This window comes from Gaiella sp., from assembly GCF_057140465.1.
In genome coordinates, this window is the sequence record NZ_DBNHWK010000054.1 from 1 (window position 1) to 18,695 (window position 18,695).

An 18,695-nucleotide genomic window follows, 5' to 3' on the forward strand; every position below is an offset into this window, starting at 1 on the left:
GACATCGTCCAACACCCTTCACAAGGAGCCCGGATGCCCGGATCGCGTCTTGCCCCGTTCACGGGAGTGCTGTTCGTCGTGTTGTACGTCGCGGCGTGGATGGTGATGCGCACTCCGAGCGACACCGACTCCCCAAGCACGGCCGCGGCGTACTACACCGACAGCAACCACCGGGTGATGATGATCGTCAGTGCCTACCTGTTCATCGCCGCTGCGTTCACGCTCCTCGGCTTCTTCGTCAGCCTTCGCGGCAGGCTGATCGGCGCCGAAGGTGGAGATGCTCCGTTGACGACGCTCGCGTTCGGGTCGGGCGCCGTCGCGGTCGCCCTGATGATCGCCGGCGCGATGGCGGCCGCATCCGTCCCCGGGGCCGTCGCCTTCGGCAGCCTCGATGCGCCGGCCGACGGCGACCTCACGCGCTTCATCCAGCAGATCGGCTTCGGGATGATCCTCGTCGGCGCGATGCTCGCCGCCGCCGTGGCGATCGCCGCCTCGTCGCTCGCCACCCTGCGCACCGGCGCTCTGCCCGCGTGGACGGCGTGGCTCGGCTTCGTCGCCGCCGTCGTGCTGCTGTTCGCGGTGGTGTGGCTCCCGCAGGTCGCCCTGCTGATCTGGGTTCTCGCCGTCGGCCTCGCACTGCGCGCGCCCGCGAGGGCATCCGCGCCGCAGACCGCCTAGACGTCGTCACGACCGGGAGGCCCGCCTCGGCGGGCCTCCCGGTGGCCTGGCGGACTCTGCCGGACGACCACGACTCACCCTCACGGAGCCGACACCTCTGTGGCCGCGGCGCCATCCGATCTCTGTCGGCGCTCGGCAATTCCATGTCCTGGCTCGCTGCGCACGCGAATGCGCTGGAGGCACAAGCCGGGCTTCGATACGGGGAGCGAGTCGTGGGGCATCGCACCGGGACCCGGCCGCTTACACGAACCGTGCCACTTGTCACGGATTACAGGGATCGTCAGAATGTGCCGCCCTTGTGCGGACTCGACGGTAGGAGGAAGACCCCGTGAGAAGGATCTTGGTGGTGTTGGCGTCGGTCGTCGCGCTCGTCCTTGCTCCGGGCGCATCGGCCGGAACGATCACCCTCGGCGCGAAGGCGAACGGGAAGACGGTCAAGGCGAAGGTCGGCGACCTCGTGCAGATCACGCTCCAGAGCAACGCCTCCACCGGCTATGCCTGGGAGGTATCCGGCGTCAACGCCGCGAAGCTGAGTGTGCGGAGCGCGGTCTACACGCCCCCGAAGGCGGGTGCCGCTCCGGGCTCGACGGGGCGCTACACGCTGACGCTCCGTGTGCGGACGGCCGGCAAATCGACGCTCAAGCTCCAGTACGTCGGCCCGCCCAGCGCGTACACCCTCGGCAAGAGCTTCTCGGTCACGATCGCCGCGAGCTAGGCGGACGAGCACCTCGAGCGGCGCCCGAGACTCGCAGAGCCCGGGCGTCGTCTCGAGCCGGCTCTCACCCGTCATCGCGGGGCGCAACGCCGCCCCGGGAGCAGCTCCAGGCGAGATCCGGGAGGCCCGATGCGCCGGGGCGCCGACCGCCGCGACGGCGTCTTCGTCACCGCTCAGGGCGGGCTCCGGTCCCTCGCCACGGGCAAGGCACGACTCACGCTCGGGCAGCAGCCACGTTCGGGTCTCGGTGCCATCCCCGCCCGGTCCGACGTGCGCCCCGGCGTATCCTTACGAGCCATGAGCCTCTTCACCCGGAAGACCGAGATGGTCGCTCCCGAGCAGGCGTTGCCTGGCCGCGACGAGCCGATGCCCGGCCTCGGGCCGCATCTCGCGCTCGGCACGCCGATCGTCCCGCCCTTCCCCGACGGCTCCGAGCAGCTCGTCGTCGGGATGGGGTGCTTCTGGGGAGCCGATAGCCCCTTCTGATTCGTCAGCCAAGACCGTCGCGGCATCAGGGCGTTCGCGAGAGCCCCTTCTGTGGAGCTGTCGAAGCAGTCCTGGGCGTGCATGAACCAGCCGGACGACCTGCTCGCCCGGGGTATCGCTTCGAGCAGCTGCCCGCCGCGTATCGTTGCCCCGCGGCGCGCGTCGTGGCAGCATGTGACTGATGCCACATGTAGCTGTGAACGGCGCGCGGATCTACTACGAGGAGCGCGGGGAGGGAACACCGATCCTCGGCATTCACGGGACAGGCAGCGCGGCGGTCTTCTGGGAGGATGCCGCGCAACGTCTCTCCGACCTCGGACGGGTGATCGTCTATGACCGGCGCGGCTCCTGGCGGAGCGAGCAGCCCGAGCCGTACGAGGTGACGAGCGTCGCCGAGCACGCGAACGACGCCCTCGCGCTGCTGCAGGAGCTCGATGCTGTGCCGGCCGTTCTGATCGGCCGGAGCTACGGCGGCACGATCGCGCTCGAGCTCGCACTCCGCCACCCGGAATCGGTGTTGGGCATTGCCCTGCTGGAGGCCGGGCCGATGGGGCTCTCGGCAGCCTACGACACGTGGTTCGGTGCGCTCTGCTCCAAGCTCGACGAGATCGCCCGCGCGCAGGGAGTCGAGCGTGTCGGCGAAGCCGCTCTCCGGGAGATCCTCGGCGCCTGGGAGGAGCTGCCAGAGACGTGGCGCGAGGTCTTCGCGGCCAATGGGCAAGCGCTGCTCGCCGAGGTCCGAGGTGAGGAGCGGGTCTCGGACGACCTCGACATCGACGCGCTCGAGGTGCCGGCGCTGGTGGTGACGGCAGAGGCATCGCCCGAGGCGATTCAGCAAGGCTCCGAGGCTCTCGCGCGGACGCTTCCGGGTGCACGCGCTGTGCGCGTCGGCGGGGATCACGCGATCGACCCGGCCGGTGCCGACGTGCGGGTCTTCATCTCCGAGCTGCTCGCGCGCTGACGCAAGCCGCGGGAGGCTTTGCCCTCCCTGGAGATGCCGCCACCCTCCCGGGTGATGGCGGCCCGCGGCCGTCCGTCGTGAGCCGCGCCCGCGTTCGCGGCCTCAGCCACGATCGTGACCCGGTCGGTGGCGTTTCGTATCCTTGCCCGCATGAGCCTCTTCACCCGGAAGACCGAGATGGTCGCTCCCGAGCAGGCATTGCCCGGCCGCGACGAGCCGATGCCCGGCCTCGGGCCGCACCTCGTCCTCGGCACGCCGATCGTCCCGCCCTTCCGCGACGGCTGCGAGCAGCTCGTCGTCGGGATGGGGTGCTTCTGGGGAGCCGAGCGCCTGTTCTGGAAGGCCCCGGGCGTCCACACGACCGCCGTCGGCTACGCGGGCGGCTTCACGCCGAACCCGACCTACGAGGAGGTCTGCTCCGGCCGCACGGGGCACGCCGAGGTCGTGCTCGCCGTCTTCGACCCGGCGCGCACGAGCTACGACGAGCTGCTCCGGATCTTCTGGGAGGGGCACGACCCGACCCAGGGGATGCGCCAGGGGAACGACGTCGGCACCCAGTACCGCTCCGCGATCTACTGGCAGACCGGGGCGCAGCGCGAAGCCGCGGAGGCGTCACGCGACACGTACCAGTCGGCGCTCCGCACAGCCGGCCATCGCGCGACGATCACGACCGAGATCGCCGAGGCAGGGCCCTTCTACTACGCGGAGGGGTACCACCAGCAGTACCTCGCCGCCAACCCGAACGGCTACTGCGGGCTCGGCGCCACGGGCGTCGCCTGCCCCGTCGGCACCGACGTCACGGCTGCGCCCTGAGCGGGGCCTACGGCTCGGCCTCGACCGACGCGGCGACCGACCCCTTCGCCGGCCGCTCGGCGGTGATCCCGCTCGCGCCGGCGAGCTTCTGCGCGAAGTAGACCGGGATGATCGAGATCAGGATCACGAACAGGGCGACGACGTTCACGATCGGGAGCTCGGTCGGCCGGAAGAGGGTCGCGTACATCCAGATCGGAAGCGTCTGGATCGCGCCCGAGGTGAAGATCGTGACGATGATCTCGTCGAACGAGAGCGCGAAGGCGAGTAGCCCGCCCGCGAGCAGCGCGGTCCGCATCTGCGGGAACATGACGTAGCGGAACGTCTGCCAGCTGTCGGCGCCGAGGTCGGCAGACGCCTCGTCGAGGTTCCCGGCCGTCCGCCGGAGCCGTGCCAGCACGTTGTTGTAGACGACCACGACGCAGAAGGTCGCGTGCCCGATGATGATCGTCGCGAGGCCGAACGTCACGCCGAGCGGGCCCAGGACGTCCTTGATCGTCGCCTGCAGCGCGAGCCCGGTGACGATGCCCGGCAGGGCGATCGGGAGGATCACCGCGAACGTCACGACGTCACGGCCGAAGAAGCGGTAGCGCGAGATCGCCATCGAGGCGAGCGTGCCGAGCACGAGCGCGATCGCCGTCGCTCCGAGGCCCGCGAGGATCGAGTGCTTGAGCGCCTCGCGCACGGCCTCGTTCTCGAACGCCACGGGGAACCACTTCGTGCTCCACTCCTCGATCGGCCAGCGCTGCGTCACCTGCTCGTTGAACGCGTAGAGCCCGATCACGATCAACGGGAAGTACATGAAGAAGAGGGTGATCCCGGCCCCGAGCCGGAGCAGGATGCGGGTGAGGCGCGACTCGACCATCAGAGCGACTCGAAGGCCTTGAGCTTCCGCGCGACGAGGAGGTACGCGACGATGACGACGATCGGCACCATCGCGTACGCGGCCGCGACCGGCAACGCCGTGCCGTACTCGCGGTAGATCACGGTGCCGATGAACTGGTCGCTCGAGATCAGCGTCGGCGCGATGTAGTCACCGAGCGTGAGCGAGAACGTGAAGATCGAGCCGGCCACGACCGCCGGGAACACGAGCGGCAGCGTGACGCGGAAGAACGTCCGCACGGAGCGCCCCCCGAGGTCGGCCGACGCCTCGAGCAGCGACTCGGGGATCCGCTCCAGCCCGGCGTAGATCGGCAGCACCATGAACGGGAGCCACAGGTACGTGAACACGAGCCAGAGGCCGGTGTTCGAGTACCCGTTGAAGCTGACCCCGAACGGGCCGAGCGCCCAGTTGATCGCACCCTCCCCCGAGAGGATCGTCCGCCACGCGTACGCCTTCACCAGGTAGCTCCCCCACAGGGGCATCAGCACCGCCACCACGAGCAGGTTCCTCGTGCGCGTCGAGGCGATGCGCGCCATGTAGTAGGCGAGCGGAAACGCGAGCACCACGCACGCGAGCGTCACGAGGGCCGCCATCTTGACCGTCCGGATTGCGACGTCCCGGTAGACCGGCGTCTCGATGATCCGTCGGAAGTTGTCGAACGTGAACTCGTGGACGAGCTTCGCCGTGAACTCGTCCGCCGTCCAGAACGCCGAGAACAGCAGGACGAGGAGCGACCCGAGGTAGACGACGCCGAGCCACAGCACCGGCAGCGCGAGGAGCGTCCACAGCCGTACGCCCGGGTGCCGGAAGAAGAACGTGGAGAGCCGCCGCCCCGGACCATTCCGGGGCGGCGGCTCCTCGATCGGGACGGAGGTCACTGACCCCGATCGACCGGCGGGACTAGCCTCGGATCTCCGTCCACGCCGCCTTCCAGTCGGCCTGCGTCTTGCAGACCGTCTCCTCGTCGTCGTCGCCGCAGTCCTCCGACGGCGTCGTCCAGTAGTAGACGTCCTCCCACCACGACTCGTCGTCCGCGTGGAACTCGTCGCAGTGGTTCGCGTTCTCCGTCAGGTCGCACGCCTTGAGGTTGACGGGCGCCTCGCCGAAGGCCTCGGCGACGGTCGCCTGCGCCTCCGGGGACGCCATGTGGTCCATCCAGAGGTACATGCAGTTCGGGTTCTTCGCACCCGAGTAGATCATCCAGGTGTCCGACCAGCCCGTCGTGCCCTCCTTCGGCTTGATCGCCTGGATCGGGACGTCCGCCTGGTTCAGCTGGTTCACCTGGTAGGGCCACGTCGTCCCGACCACGCTGTCGCCGTTCGTGTACGACTGGATCTGCTTGGCGACGTCGCCGGGCCAGTACTCGCCGACGTTCGGCGCCTGCTCCTTGAGGAGCGCAACCGCCGCGTCGAACTGCTCCTCGTTCAGCTGGTACGGGTTCTCGATCCCGAGGTCGGGCTGCGTCGCCTTCAGGTAGACGGCGGCGTCCGCGATGAAGATCGAGTCGTCGTAGATCGACAGCTTCCCGTTGTACGGGCCGGAGCCGTCGGGCCAGATCACCGACCAGCTGTCGGTGTCCTCCGGCAGGACGTCCGTGCGGAACATCAGCAGGTTCGGGCCGCGCCCGTGCGGCACGCCGTACGCCTGCCCGTCCAGCGAGTTGTAGTCCTGGTTCTTGATCCCTTCCTGGATGTCGTCGAAGTTCGTGATGAACTCCGTGTTCACGGGCGTCACGTCGCCGGTCGCCATCATGCGCACCGTCGCGTTGCCCGAGAACGACCCGCCGTCGTAGGCGCCGGTCTGCATGAGGGTGATCATGTCGTCGGAGCTCGCCCCGTCCTTCGTGTTGACCTTGCAGCCCGTCGCGGCCGTGAACTCGTCCACGAGCACCGCGTACCCGGGCCAGATCACGAGGTTGACCTCGCCCTCGTCCCGCGCCAGCGACTGGATCTCCTCGAGCGACGTGCCGAGGCCTTCGATGTCGGTGCTGGCGCCGCTTCCCTCGTCGTCACCCCCGCACCCTGCGGCGACGAGCGCGAGCGCACCCACCACCAGGGCGAGCACGGCCCACAGGCCGACCCGCCGTCTGCGATCGCTCATCCCAACTCCTCCTTGTTCTCGACGATCACTGCTTCCTGTTCGCGGCGCCACGCGAGTCGCACCCGCCGCCCCTTCATCGCCAGCACCTCGCCCGACGTCTCCTCCAGGTTCTGGGTCAGCGCCTGGAGCTCGCCGCCTCGGTCGAGGGTGACGTGGTACCGGGTGACCGCCCCGACGTACTGGACGTCGCGCACGATCCCCTCCTCCACCCGTGTGCCCGCGTCGGGCTCGAACCCGTCCGCGAGCAGCTGGATCTTCTCCGGCCGCACCGTGTAGCGGCGGCCGTCCCGTTCGATCACGTTCGAGACGCCGACGAACCCCGCGATGAACTCGCTCCGCGGGTGCTCGTAGACCGCGGCCGGCGGCCCGACCTGCTCGATGCGCCCGCTGTTGAACACGGCGATCCGGTCGCTCATCGTCAGCGCCTCCTCCTGGTCGTGCGTGACGTAGACGAACGTGATCCCCACCTCCTGCTGGATGCGCTTGAGCTCGATCTGCATCTCCTGGCGCAGCTTGAGGTCGAGTGCGCCGAGCGGCTCGTCCAGGAGCAGCACCTTCGGCCGGTTGACGATCGCGCGCGCGAGCGCGACGCGCTGCCGCTGCCCTCCGGAGAGCTGCGCCGGCTTGCGGTCGCCGTACCCCTCGAGCTGCACCATGGCCAGCGCCTCGTCGGCCCGCTCCGCGCGCGCCGCCTTGCGCACCTTCTTCACGCGCAGCCCGTACTCGACGTTGTGTCGCACCGTCATGTGCGGGAAGAGCGCGTAGTCCTGGAAGACCGTGTTGACCGGCCTGTCGTACGGGGGCAGCCGCGACACGTCGTCGCCCGCGAGCTCGATCGTGCCCTCGGTCGGCACCTCGAAGCCGGCGATCATGCGCAGCGTCGTCGTCTTGCCCGAGCCCGACGGACCCAGCATCGTGAAGAACTCGCCGGGCGCGATGTCGAGGTCGATCTCGTCGACGGCGACGACGTCCCCGTAACGCTTCGTGAGTGCGCGGATCCGGATGTCCGGAACCGCCTCAGCCTGTTGCGTCAACGGCCTCCTCCACGATCCGCAGGCCGGCGTCGAGCTCCTCGTCCGTGATCGTGAGCGGCGCGAGCAGGCGGATGACGTTGCCGTCGATGCCGCACGCGAGCAGCAGCAGGCCCCGGTCGAACGCTGCGTCGACGATCGCCTTCGCACGGTCGGGCGAGCGCTCGACGAGCTCCATCGCAAGCATCGGGCCGAGGCCGCGCACGTCGCCGATCTCCGGGCGGCGCGCCGCCAGGGCCTCGAGGCGTGCCCGCATCCTCGCCCCGAGCGCCTCCGCCTCCGCGAGGAACGACGGTTCGGCGACGGCGTCGAGGACCGCCACCGCCGCCGCGCACGAGAGCGGATTGCCGCCGAACGTGCCCCCGAGGCCGCCCGGGCCGACGGCGTCCATCAGCTCCGCGGGCCCCGTGACCGCTGCCAGGGGCAGCCCGCCGCCGATCGACTTCCCGGAGACGAGCAGGTCCGGTTCGACGCCGTCGTAGTGCTCGATCGCCCACATCCTCCCCGTGCGGCCGACCCCGGTCTGCACCTCGTCGTCGACGTAGAGGATGCCGTGCTCGCGACAGACCTCGAGCAGCCGGGCCGGGTAGTCTGGCGGCATCTCCATGAAGCCGCCCTCCCCCTGCACCGGCTCGAGGACGACGCACGCCACGGTCGCCGGGTCGACCTCGGTCTTGAACAGCCGCTTCAGCCCGGCGATCGCGTCGTCGCTCGTGACCCCGCGGTACGGGTAGGGCGCCGGGGCCCGGTAGACCTCGGGCGCGAAGGGCCCGAAGCCCGCCCGGTAGGGCTTCACCTTCGCGGTCATCGTCATCGTCAGCAGCGTGCGCCCGTGGAAGGCGTTGTCGAAGACCACGACGGCGGGACGCCCGGTGGCGGCCCGCGCGATCTTCACGGCGTTCTCGTTCGCCTCGGCGCCCGAGTTGACGAGGATCGACTTCTGCTCGTCCCCGTGGCACGGCGAGAGCGTGGCGAGCCGGCGGCAGACCTCGACGTACGGCTCGTAGACGCCGACCATGAAGCACTGGTGCAGGTAGGCGTCCGCCTGGGCCTTGACGGCCTCGACGACGGGCGCGAAGCGATGCCCGGTGTTCTGGCAACCGATGCCGCCCGCGAAGTCGAGGTACGTCCGTCCGTCGATGTCGGTGACGCGCGCCCCCTCGGCATGGTGGACGACGAGCCGGGGGGTCGCGACGCCGCCCGACACGAAGCGGGCGCGGTCGGCGAGGATCCGGTCGTGTGGGGTGGGATGCGCGCTCATGCGATCGCGGGAGTATGCACGCGGACGCCGTTCGCCGCCCGGGTTCGGGGCAGTCTCGCGTCCCAGGCACGTGCGCGCAACCCGACGCTGCGGGACGCGGCCGATCACGGGTCGTCCGGGCATCGTCGGACGCCGCGCCGCGCTCCCGACGCTCCCGCGTCGCGCCACTACACTCAGGCGATCCCGCCGGAGTAGCTCAGCTGGTAGAGCACTCGCCTTGTAAGCGAGCGGTCGAGGGTTCGAGTCCCTCCTCCGGCTTCCGGAAGCCGCCTGCTGGGCTCTACTCTTCACTCTCGTGCCGATCTGCAGCCGCTGCGCACAGGAGAACCCCGAGGGGGCCAAGTTCTGCAACGCCTGCGGGGACGCGCTGGCGGAGCCGGTTCGCGCGGGAGAGGAGCGCCGGGTCGTCTCGATCCTGTTCGTCGACCTCGTCGGCTTCACGTCCCGATCCGAGAAGCTCGACCCGGAGGACGTCCGGGACTTCCTGCTGCCCTACTACGAGCGCGTCCGGAGCGAGCTCGAGGGCTTCGGCGGACGGGTCGAGAAGTTCATCGGCGACGCCGTGATGGGCGTCTTCGGCGCTCCCACCGCGTACGGCGACGACGCCGAGCGCGCCGTGCGCGCGGCGTTCGCCGTCCGCGACTGGGCGGAGGCGGACGGCATCCAGCTCCGCATCGCCGTGAACACCGGCGAGGCGATCGTCGAGCTCGAGGCGCGCCCCGAGCACGGCGAGGCGCTGGTGGCCGGCGACGTCGTGAACACCGCCGCCCGGCTCCAGACCGCAGCACCGGTGGGGGCGGTCATCGTCGGGGAGGAGACGTACGCGGGCACGCGCGGCTCGATCGAGTACCGACCCGCGCCGCCGGTCGTCGCGAAGGGCAAGGACGCGCCGGTCCGGGCATGGCTCGCGCTGCGGGCCACGTCCGCCGTCGGCGAGCGCCCCGTCGGCGGCGCACCGATGATCGGGCGCGACCGCGAGCTCTCCGTGCTCAGCGGGATCTGGGAGCGCGTCGTCGACGAGGGCCGGGCGCACTTCGTGACGGTGTTCGGGCCGTCCGGGATCGGCAAGTCGCGCATCGCCCTCGAGCTGGCGCAGCTCGTCGGAGGCCAGGGGCACCGCGTCATCCGGGGGCGGTCGACGCCGTACGGCGCCAGCAGCCCGTACAGCGCGTTCGGTCAGCAGCTGAAGCAGGTCGCCGGCATGTTCGACAGCGACCACCCGGGGGAGGCACGCGAGAAGCTGACCGACTCGATCGCCGGACTCGCAGGTCAGGCAGCGGCGGAGGAGCACGCGCCGCACCTGGCCGTCCTCCTCGGGATCGAGGGGGACGACGACGTCGCCGACCGGGAGCAGCTGTTCTTCTCGGCGCGCGTCGTCGTCGAGTCGCTCGCGCTCGCGGGCCCGACGCTGCTGCTCTACGAGGACATCCACTGGGCCGACGAGAGCCTCCTCGACCTGCTCGAGACGTTCGGGGCACGCGTGCGCGAGGCCCCGGTGCTGTTCCTCGCGCTCGCCCGGCCCGAGCTGCTCTCGGAGCGCCCCGGGTGGGGAGGCGGCCTTCCCGCCTACACCGCGCTCCCGCTCGAGCCGCTGACCGAGGACGCCAGCAGAGAGCTCGCACGCCGGCTGCTGGGCGAGGCCTCGGTCGAGGACCAGATCGCCGCCGTGGCCGGGACCGGCGAGGGCAACCCGCTGTTCATCGAGGAGCTCTCGGTCTCCCTCACGGAGAAGTCCACCGCCGATGTCGGCGTGCTTCCGACGAGCGTCAAGGCGATCATCGCGGCCAGGCTCGACTCACTCCCTCCCGACGAGCGCAGCGTCCTCGTCGACGCCTCGGCCGTCGGTCGGGTGTTCTGGCGCGGCGCGCTCGCGGAGATCGCGCCACGTGACGACCTCTCGGCACTGCTCGGTGCGCTCGAGGCGCGCGACCTGATCCAGCGGGAGGCCGTGTCGCGGATCAAGGGCGACCAGCAGTTCGGCTTCAAGCACGGGTTGATCCACGACGTCGCGTACGGGACGCTCCCGCGGACGGCCCGGCGCTCGCGGCACGCCGCTGTCGCGCGCTTCCTCGAGACCGCGACCGACGCCGGCCAGTCGCACGAGGCCCTGGCGCACCACTGGCGCGAGGCCGGCGAGTCGGAGCGGGCGGTCGAGCACCTCCTCGCGGCCGCGGAACAGGCGGGCAGAGGCTGGGCGAAGGAGCGGTCGGTGAGGCTGTACGGCGAGGCGCTCGAGCTCGTTCCCGAGGACGACGCCGATCGGCGCCGCCAGATCAGGATGCGACAGGCCGTGCACCTGCAGGCCCTCTTCCAGATACCGGACGCCAGACGCCTGCGCCCCGGCGAGCCCGACTAGAGCGGGTCGTCCGTCAGCGGGAAGTCGTCGGGTGTGACGTCGCCGGCGATCTCGTAGATCGTCTCCACGAAGTGATCGCCGAGCTGCTTCGAGTGCTCGACGACCATCTCCTCGTTCGGCGCGTCGTAGATGCAGAACGACTTCGGCGTGCCGTTGCGGTCGAGGACGACGTGGCTGTGCTCCCAGACGATCTCCGGGTAGTGGTAGTGGCCGAGCGCCTTCGACCGCGTGGCGACGGTCGGCAGCGTGTCGATGTCCACCGTGTAGGTTCGCTCGACGAGGTAGCGTGGCATCGCGCGACAGAGTACACAGCCTCGCTCCGCGCGTCACTTCGGCCAGGCGTCGGCCGCGGTGTCGCCGGCCGGGTTGCGCCGAGACCGCCTCTCCTCCGCCGACCCATCGGCCACCACCGGTCGCTCGGGCCCGACAGGCCCTTCGAGCCCGCCTGGCGCACCTGAAATGCCGGACATCGGGGCATCCGACGGAGTGGGCTGCGGGTTTCCCGCGGACTCGTTCGGCCGCTCACACGGATGACACCGACCGGACGGGCTGCGAGCCTGAGCGAAGACATGCCCGCACGGGCACCCACGTTCCCGGGAGGTGAGCAGGCGTGGCGTGCGGAGCGCCATCCGACACTCAGAGGAGTCACGCATGACAGGACAGCGAATCGCGGCATTCGTTCTCGCCGCGACGGTACTCTCGGTCGCGCTGGTCGCGTCGGGAATCGCCGCCGCGGGAACGACGGGCGGGACGGCCACCGTCCCGTTCACGGCGTCCTACTCCGGTAAGGCGACCGTCAAGATCACCGACGACGTCGCGGACATCTCCGCCAACGGCAGCGGGACGGCGACGGCCCCACTCGGCCAGAGCACCGTCTCGGGCACGGGGAAGGGCGACGCCACCAAGCAGCCGTGCGTCCCGTGGACGGGAAGCGGGACGATGACCGCCGCCAACGGCTCGGCCACCCTCCGCTTCCAGGTCGTCCCCGGCACACAGGGCTGCGGCGACGAGGCGGGCAAGATCTTCAGCATCGTCGGCCGGGCGAACGTGACCGGTGGCACCGGCTCGCTCGCGAACGCGAGCGGGAGCTTGAAGCTGACCGGCGTCTACGACCGCGGGGCGGGCACGTTCTCCGTCAAGTTCACGGGGCAGCTGACCACCGCAGCGGGAGGCTCCACGGCCCAGGCGAAGACGCTCCTGAAGATCACCGGCGGTGCGAAGAACAAGCTGCTGTTCTCGAAGAAGCGGCTCGTCGCGAAGGCGGGCGTCGTCACGATCGCCATGAAGAACCTCTCCAACGTGCCGCACAACGTCGCGATCCGCGCCGGTGCGGGCGCGAAGAGCAAGCTCATCGCCAAAGGCAAGGTCGTGCGAAAGGGCAAGACCTCGACGGTGCGGGCGACGCTCAAGAAGGGCAAGTACCGCTACGTGTGCACGGTTCGCGGCCACGAGAAGGCCGGGATGTGGGGGATCCTGACCGTCAAGTAGCGACATCGGGGCAGACGCGATCACGCAGTGGGGGCCGGGCACGTCCCGGCCCCCACTGCGTTCACGTCTGTCGCCGCGGCCGGCCGCTCGCCGCTAGGCGGGGACTGCGCGCTCGGCCTGGTGCGCGAGGATCTTCCGCTTGACGCGCTGCAGCGCGTTGTCGACGGTCTTCGTGTCGCAGCCGAGCTCGTCGGCCATCGACTCGTACGAGTGGCCGTCGAGGTAGAGGCGGAGGGCGTCGGACTCGAGCCCGGAGAGCCCGGTGCCGAGGCAGAACACGAGCGACTCCAGCTCCTCCGTCGAGATCACGACGACGGACGGATCGTCGACCGAGGGACCGGGAAGCGCGTCGCCCAGCGTGCACTCGCCGTCCGAGTCCTGACCCGCCGGGGTGTGACTGAACGACACGTACGTGTTGAGCGGGCTGTGCTTGAAGCGGGTCGCCGTCTTGATCGCGGTGATGATCTGGCGCGTCACGCACAGCTCGGCGAAGCTGCGGAACGACGTCTCCTTGTCCGAGCGGAAGTCGCGGATCGCCTTGTAGAGGCCGATCATCCCCTCCTGGACGAGGTCGTCGGCGTCGCCACCGGCCAGGAAGTACGAGCTCGCCTTGAGGCGCACGAACCCGTGGTAGCGCTTCATCAACGCATCGACGGCCACCTGGCTCCCGTTGCGCGCCTTGAGCACGAGCTGCAGATCCTCGAGTTCTCGTTGAGCCTTTTGCGGTGACTTCGTCGCTGCCGCAGTCCGAGTCGCCATGAATTCTCCCTGGAAATTGAGTGATTTCTGAGCTGGATTCTCCAGGCTCCCGCCAAACTCTCAGCCTGAACTTGAGGGAGAACCTAGCATCCTTACGCAGGCAATACAACCCCTTTGCGCAAATTCCATTCTGATAGGAACACATGTTCGTGTCGGCTCTCGCACCGCCCACTTCGCGTTCCGATGCGGAGCATGCGCCCCGTGTGCGAAGATGGCGCCCGTCCCGCACCCAGCCGTGGAGGCCCGTGTGAGCACCGATGAATCCGCGCCGTTCCCCGTCTTCCTCGCGACCGTCGTCGGCTACGTGATCGCGGCGAGCCTGCTCGTGTTCGGCGTGATCGGCGTCGCCGCGGCCGACCAGGTGAGCGACCCGTTCGGGGTCGGGATCCTCGTCCTCGGCGCGGTGGTCGGCCTCGCCACCGTGATGCTCGGGCGCGGTCACCGCGTCGGCCGCGCGGTGCTGGCGGGGCTCGCCGCGATCACGTTCGTGGTCGCGGTCGTCTACGCCTTCGCCGGGCCCGGATACGCGGCGGGCCCCGGCATCGCGACGGCCGTCGTGACGCTCGGGACGATCGCCCTGCTCTACCTCCCGCAGAGTTCGAAGGACTTCTTCACCGGCCGCTAGCGGCCGGTGAACGCGCGTCCGGAGCGGTCACTCACCGCGCCGCAGGCGCTCGAGCGCCGCTCGCGTCTCGGGGTCGAGTCGGTCGCGGACGCGGCTCGCCTCCCCCTCCCGGTGCTCCACCCCACGGAGCTCGCCGAGGAACGCGCGCGATCCCTGCTTGCGGACCTCCTGCCCGGCCGTCCCCCGGACCGCAGCATCGGAGGTGACGACGAGGACGGCGTCGCGCTGGCGGTGCTCGGCGGCGAGGCGCTCCAGGAGGTCGTCCGCGTGCGGGGCGAAGCGGACGTCGAGCGATCCGATCGAGCGATCCGTCCCCGTGCCGTCGAACACGACCACCCCGCGGGCGCCCCGGAGGGCGACGAAGCTCGCGAGCCGATCGACGAGCTCCTCGCGGTCGGCGTAGTCGCCGGCGTGGAACAGGTTCGACCCGTCGAACAGGTACAGCGTCGGATCGGTCACGATTGGCGTGACGGTAGCGCGCGCGGCGGCGGCGGGCGATCCGCCGAGTGCGTCAGGCCTCCGGGTGACGGGGCCGATCTCGCTCCCGCTGTCGCCGCGCCTCGTAGAGGAGGACGGCCGCGGCCACCGAGACGTTGAGGGAGTCGACACCGGGCGCGAGCGGGATCGCGACGCCCGCGTCGCACGTCCGCCGCACGAGCGGCCGCACGCCCTTCCCCTCGGCTCCGAGCACGAGCGCCGTCCCGCCCGCGAGATCCGCGTCCCACATCTGGGTCTCGGCCCCCGTCTCGGCGGCGTAGACCCAGAGGTCGCCTCGCTTCACGTCACCGAGGTAGCGGGCGAGGTTCGGGACGACCGCCACCGGGAGGTGCTCGACGGCGCCGGCCGAGGAGCGGCACACGGCGGGTGTGACGCGCGCGGAGCGGTGCTCGGGAACGATCACGCCGGTCGCCCCGGCGCCTGCCGCGCTCCGGATCACGGCTCCGAGATTGCGGGGATCGGTCACCTGGTCGAGGCAGCAGAGCAGCGGACGGTCGCTTGAGGCGAGCTCCCAGGCGTCCCCGTAGGGGTACGGCGCGCACCAGGCGACGACGCCCTGGTGATCGGACGTGCCGGCCGCCTCGGTGAGCTCGCGCTCACGCCGCACGTGTGCACGTGGGCCCTCGGCGAGCCAGTCGAGCGTCGACGCCGCCCGCTCCCCCGCCCAGATCTCGAGCACCTCCCGCCGTCCGCGAAGCGCCTCGCGGACGGCGTTGCGGCCGTAGACGAGGTCGCGCGTCACCGGCGGACGAGCCGGTACGGCGGCGTGCCCTCGACGTCCCTGACCTCCCAGCCCGCGGCGGCGAGCTCGTCGCGGAGGCGATCCGCGAGCGCCCAGTCGCGCGCGGCCCGCGCCTCGGCGCGACGCCCGGCGAGCTGCACGACCTCGGACGGGGCCGTATCGGCGGCGGCGAGCCCTCCCAGGCCGAACAGCCCGAGGCCCCAGCGGAGCGACGCCGCGTCGCCGCGGCTACGCCATTCGTGGAACAGCGCGAGTGCGTCCGGCGTGTTGAAGTCGTCGTCCAGGACGCCAGCCAGCTCGTCGCGTGACGGCTCGTCGTCTCCCTCCCACGCCTCGCGGAAGAAGTTGCGGAAGGTCTCGGCCTGCGCCTGGGCCGCTGCCAGCGTCTGCTCCGAGAAGTCGATCGGCTTGCGCCAGTGCGCGGTCATGAAGAAGAGGAGAGCCGTCTCGGCGCCCCACGCCCGGAGCACCTCCTGGATCGTCGCCACGTTGCCGAGGGACTTCGACATCTTCTCGCCGGTGAACCGGAGCATCCCGTTGTGCATCCAGATCCGCGCGAAGCCGCGGCCGGCGGCCAGCGACTGCGCCCGCTCGTTCTCGTGGTGCGGGAAGACGAGGTCGAGACCGCCGCCGTGGATCCAGAACTCGGCGCCGAGCTCCTGCTCGGCCATCGCCGAGCACTCGATGTGCCAGCCGGGTCGTCCCCGCCCCCACGGCGAGTCCCAGGACGTGTCCTCGCCCTCCTTCGTCGCCTTCCAGAGGGCGAAGTCGCGGGCGTCCTCCTTGCGCGGGTTCGGCTCCTGCTCCTCCACCTGGTCCGGGCGCTGCCCGGAGAGCGCGCCGTACGAGTCGAACGAGCCGACCCGGAAGTACACGTCGCCGTCGACCGCGTACGCGTGCCCCTGCGCGGCCAGCTCCTCGATCAGGGAGACGATCTCGCCGATCGTCTCCGTGGCGAGCGGCTGCGCGTCGGGCATCCCGAGCCCGAACCCGGCGGTGTCCTCCAGGTACCAGCCGGTCGCCTCCCGGGCGAGCCCGGCGCTGCGCCCGGGCGCCGCCTCGTAGATCTTGTCGTTGACGTCCGTGATGTTGTGCACGAACCGCACGTCGTGCCCCTGCTCCCGCAGCCAGCGGGCGAGCCACGAGAACACGACGAACGGGCGTGCGTTGCCGATGTGCGCGCGCTGGTAGACGGTGGGCCCGCACACGTAGATCCCGATCGGCTCGGGAGGCGGCGGCAGCTCGATCGGCTGCCGCGTGAGCGTGTCGTAGAGGCGCACCCGTCGATCGTATCCGCGGAGGGCTCGGCGCCTCGCGCGCGCGAGGCTCGCCCTACGCCGGCAGGGTCGCCAGCGCCCGCTCGACGTCGGCGATCACGTCCTCCACGTCCTCGATCCCGACCGAGACGCGGAACATGCCGCCGCGCTTCGGCATCGGGTACACGAGCGTGTCCACCTCGCCGAGGCTGACGGCGATCGAGCAGAGGCGGAGCCGGGCGGCGAACGCCTCCATCGCGGGGATGCCGCCGTGCAGGCGGAAGGCGAGCATCCCGCCGGTGCGGCCGCGCAGCAGCCGCTCCGCGACGGCGTGGTCGGGATGTGACGCGAGCCGCGGGTACCGCACCCACTCCACCTCCGGTCGCTCCTCGAGCCACGACGCGAGCGCGGTCGCATTCCGCGTGTGCGCCTGCATGCGGAGCGCGAGCGTGCGCACGCCGCGGGCCACGAGCCACGAGGCGATCGGCGTCGGGCACGCTCCGAGCACGTCGAGCTGCCAACGGACGGGGTCGATCAGGTCCTTCCGGCCCGCGACGACCCCGGCGAGCACGTCGCCGTGCCCGGAGAGGTACTTCGTCGCGGCGTGGAGCACGAGGTCGGCGCGGTCTGCGAGCGGCGTGTAGCACGCCGGCGAGAGGAACGTGTTGTCGACGACGAGCAGCGCGCCGTGCCCGCTCGCGATCTCGGCGAGGGCGGGCACGTCCGCGACGCGCAGGTGCGGGTTCGAGACCGTCTCCGTGAGGACGATCCGGGTCGTCGGCCGCAGCGCGGCGCGCACGGCCTCGAGGTCGGTGACCGGGACGCGGCTGACCTCGATGCCCCGGCGCGGCAGGTCGCGCTCGAGCAGCTCGGCCGTGATCACGAACAGGTCGTCCGAGCAGACGACGTGGTCGCCGGCGCGCAGGTGCGCGTACAGGGAGGCCGCGACGACGGCCATGCCCGAGGCACCGACGACCGCGTCGGCCGCCGACTCGAGGGAGGCCAGCTTCTCCTCGAGCGCGGCCGTCGTGGGGTTCCCGGTGCGGCTGTAGAAGAACCGGCCGGGCTCCCACTCCAGCGCGCGGTCGACGGCCTCCTCCTTTGCCGCCGCCGTGGGGAAGCTGAAGGTCGCCGTCTGGAAGATCGGCGTCTGGTGCGCGTTGGTCGTCGGGTCGGAGCGCTCCCCGGCGTGCACCGCGCGGGTCGACAGGCCGCCGTCGCGCCAGGCCGGATCGGCGTCGGGCTCGCCGGGCATCGTCATCGCGACAACCTAGCCGCGGCCCGCGACGACGATGCGTCGCTCGGCTTCCGGCGCGGGGAGCGCCGCGACCACCGTCCACAGCTCCGGGCCGCGGTGGTGGCCGGTGAGGGCGAGGCGGAGCGCGCGGAGGTCACCGCCGACGGCCTTCAGCTCCCGGACGATCGACCGTGCGTCCGCCTCGGTCAGCGGATCGGCGAAGCCGGCGCGGAGCTCGGCGAACCGCTCCAGCGTCGGGTGCGCTGCCGCATCGAGGGCGGACGGTGCCGGATCGAGGATCTGCTCCGCGAACGACCGCGCCTCGACGAGGTCACGGGCCCCACGGAGCGCCGGCGCGAGCGAGACCGGGGCATCGGCGGCGGTGGCGAGCTCCTCGTCGCTCATCGCGGCGATCGCGTCGATTGCGAAGCGCCGCAGGCGGCTCGCGTCGAGTTGCACGTCGTGCGTCGGCAGCCCCAGCTCCTCCAGGTACGCCCGCACCGCCGCGGACGGGATCCCGTCGGCACGAAGCTCCGCGACGGCCGTGTGCCCGTGCCGCTTGGAGAGCTTCTTGCCGTCGGCCCCGAGCAGCAGCCCGTGGTGGATCACCTCCGGGAGCTCGCCGCCGAGCGCCCGGGCGATCTCCTGCTGAACGCCGAGGTTCGGCCGGTGGTCGGAGCCGCGGATGACGTGCGTGATGCCGAGGTCGAGATCGTCGACGACGCTCGCCAGCTGGTAGGTCGCGGTCCCGTCCGGACGCGCGATCGTCGTGCGGCCGAGCCGGACCGCGCCGTCGTCGTCGCGGGTTG

At 71.0% G+C, this 18,695-nt stretch carries 19 protein-coding genes, 1 tRNA gene and 1 pseudogene; 9 read left to right on the forward strand and 12 right to left on the reverse strand.

What is annotated here, in order from left to right:
• Positions 1–33: 33 nt before the first annotated feature.
• The 5 genes and pseudogenes from AC162C_RS07480 to msrA all read left to right on the forward strand — a co-directional run bounded on the left by AC162C_RS07480 (position 34) and on the right by msrA (position 3,653).
• Entirely contained in the window at positions 34–678 is a 645-nt protein-coding gene (locus AC162C_RS07480; RefSeq protein WP_484097000.1) for a hypothetical protein, read from the forward strand.
• 328 nt (positions 679–1,006) lie between these two features.
• Positions 1,007–1,393, forward strand: a complete 387-nt coding sequence (locus AC162C_RS07485) for a protease inhibitor I42 family protein (RefSeq protein WP_484097001.1) — start codon at positions 1,007–1,009, stop codon at positions 1,391–1,393.
• Positions 1,394–1,717: 324 nt separating this feature from the next.
• Positions 1,718–1,876 (forward strand): annotated as a pseudogene (locus tag AC162C_RS07490) (peptide-methionine (S)-S-oxide reductase MsrA); the annotation flags it as partial.
• Between the two features lie 184 nt (positions 1,877–2,060).
• Positions 2,061–2,840, forward strand: a complete 780-nt coding sequence (locus tag AC162C_RS07495; protein ID WP_484097002.1) for an alpha/beta fold hydrolase — start codon at positions 2,061–2,063, stop codon at positions 2,838–2,840.
• Between the two features lie 150 nt (positions 2,841–2,990).
• Positions 2,991–3,653: a peptide-methionine (S)-S-oxide reductase MsrA gene (msrA, locus tag AC162C_RS07500; RefSeq protein WP_484097003.1), complete on the forward strand. Its 663-nt coding sequence runs from the start codon at positions 2,991–2,993 to the stop codon at positions 3,651–3,653.
• A 7-nt stretch (positions 3,654–3,660) separates the two neighbouring features.
• On the opposite strand, the gene AC162C_RS07505 is transcribed toward msrA, so the two are convergent.
• From AC162C_RS07505 to AC162C_RS07525, 5 genes are read right to left on the reverse strand one after another with little or no spacing between them, the layout of a single operon-like run.
• On the reverse strand, positions 3,661–4,515 hold the full coding sequence (locus AC162C_RS07505) for an ABC transporter permease (RefSeq protein WP_484097004.1): 855 nt from the start codon (positions 4,513–4,515) through the stop codon (positions 3,661–3,663).
• Positions 4,515–5,411 (reverse strand): ABC transporter permease, encoded by an 897-nt coding sequence (locus tag AC162C_RS07510; RefSeq protein WP_484097005.1) that lies wholly within the window; start codon positions 5,409–5,411, stop codon positions 4,515–4,517. The genes AC162C_RS07505 and AC162C_RS07510 overlap by 1 nt, the downstream gene beginning before the upstream one ends.
• Positions 5,412–5,433: 22 nt before the next feature.
• Complete coding sequence (locus AC162C_RS07515) at positions 5,434–6,633, reverse strand: extracellular solute-binding protein (protein ID WP_484097006.1); 1,200 nt, start codon at positions 6,631–6,633, stop codon at positions 5,434–5,436.
• Positions 6,630–7,667 carry an ABC transporter ATP-binding protein gene (locus AC162C_RS07520; protein WP_484097007.1) on the reverse strand — a complete coding sequence of 346 codons (1,038 nt, stop codon included), beginning with the start codon at positions 7,665–7,667 and terminating at the stop codon, positions 6,630–6,632. The genes AC162C_RS07515 and AC162C_RS07520 overlap by 4 nt, the downstream gene beginning before the upstream one ends.
• Positions 7,651–8,925 (reverse strand): aspartate aminotransferase family protein, encoded by a 1,275-nt coding sequence (locus AC162C_RS07525; RefSeq protein ID WP_484097008.1) that lies wholly within the window; start codon positions 8,923–8,925, stop codon positions 7,651–7,653. The genes AC162C_RS07520 and AC162C_RS07525 overlap by 17 nt, the downstream gene beginning before the upstream one ends.
• A gap of 185 nt (positions 8,926–9,110) precedes the next feature.
• On the opposite strand from AC162C_RS07525, the gene AC162C_RS07530 reads away from it, so the two are divergent.
• Together AC162C_RS07530 and AC162C_RS07535 are read left to right on the forward strand one after the other, a co-directional pair.
• Positions 9,111–9,183: transfer RNA gene (locus AC162C_RS07530), tRNA-Thr, on the forward strand.
• Positions 9,184–9,220: 37 nt separating this feature from the next.
• Entirely contained in the window at positions 9,221–11,281 is a 2,061-nt protein-coding gene (locus AC162C_RS07535) for an AAA family ATPase (RefSeq protein WP_462974653.1), read from the forward strand.
• Here AC162C_RS07535 and AC162C_RS07540 read toward each other — a convergent pair.
• Positions 11,278–11,574, reverse strand: coding sequence for a nickel-binding protein (locus AC162C_RS07540; RefSeq protein ID WP_462974652.1), 297 nt, complete (start codon positions 11,572–11,574; stop codon positions 11,278–11,280). The genes AC162C_RS07535 and AC162C_RS07540 overlap by 4 nt on opposite strands.
• 358 nt (positions 11,575–11,932) lie before the next feature.
• On the opposite strand from AC162C_RS07540, the gene AC162C_RS07545 reads away from it, so the two are divergent.
• Positions 11,933–12,769, forward strand: coding sequence for a plastocyanin/azurin family copper-binding protein (locus AC162C_RS07545; RefSeq protein ID WP_484097009.1), 837 nt, complete (start codon positions 11,933–11,935; stop codon positions 12,767–12,769).
• Positions 12,770–12,862: 93 nt separating this feature from the next.
• Here the strand turns inward: AC162C_RS07545 and sigH are convergent, their stop codons facing one another.
• Positions 12,863–13,528, reverse strand: coding sequence for an RNA polymerase sporulation sigma factor SigH (gene sigH / locus AC162C_RS07550; protein ID WP_484097010.1), 666 nt, complete (start codon positions 13,526–13,528; stop codon positions 12,863–12,865).
• A gap of 247 nt (positions 13,529–13,775) precedes the next feature.
• On the opposite strand from sigH, the gene AC162C_RS07555 reads away from it, so the two are divergent.
• Positions 13,776–14,153: a hypothetical protein gene (locus AC162C_RS07555; protein ID WP_484097011.1), complete on the forward strand. Its 378-nt coding sequence runs from the start codon at positions 13,776–13,778 to the stop codon at positions 14,151–14,153.
• 27 nt (positions 14,154–14,180) lie between these two features.
• Here AC162C_RS07555 and AC162C_RS07560 read toward each other — a convergent pair whose 3' ends face one another.
• The 5 genes from AC162C_RS07560 to AC162C_RS07580 all read right to left on the reverse strand — a co-directional run.
• A complete protein-coding gene (locus AC162C_RS07560; protein WP_484097012.1) occupies positions 14,181–14,612 on the reverse strand; it encodes an NYN domain-containing protein in 432 nt (143 codons plus the stop codon).
• Between the two features lie 52 nt (positions 14,613–14,664).
• Entirely contained in the window at positions 14,665–15,393 is a 729-nt protein-coding gene (gene rlmB, locus AC162C_RS07565; protein ID WP_484097013.1) for a 23S rRNA (guanosine(2251)-2'-O)-methyltransferase RlmB, read from the reverse strand.
• Positions 15,390–16,673, reverse strand: a complete 1,284-nt coding sequence (cysS, locus tag AC162C_RS07570) for a cysteine--tRNA ligase (protein WP_484097014.1) — start codon at positions 16,671–16,673, stop codon at positions 15,390–15,392. The genes rlmB and cysS overlap by 4 nt, the downstream gene beginning before the upstream one ends.
• 52 nt (positions 16,674–16,725) lie before the next feature.
• Complete coding sequence (locus tag AC162C_RS07575; RefSeq protein ID WP_484097015.1) at positions 16,726–17,910, reverse strand: trans-sulfuration enzyme family protein; 1,185 nt, start codon at positions 17,908–17,910, stop codon at positions 16,726–16,728.
• 9 nt (positions 17,911–17,919) lie between these two features.
• Positions 17,920–18,695: glutamate--tRNA ligase family protein (locus AC162C_RS07580; protein WP_484097016.1), on the reverse strand; the 776-nt coding region annotated here is incomplete at its 5' end.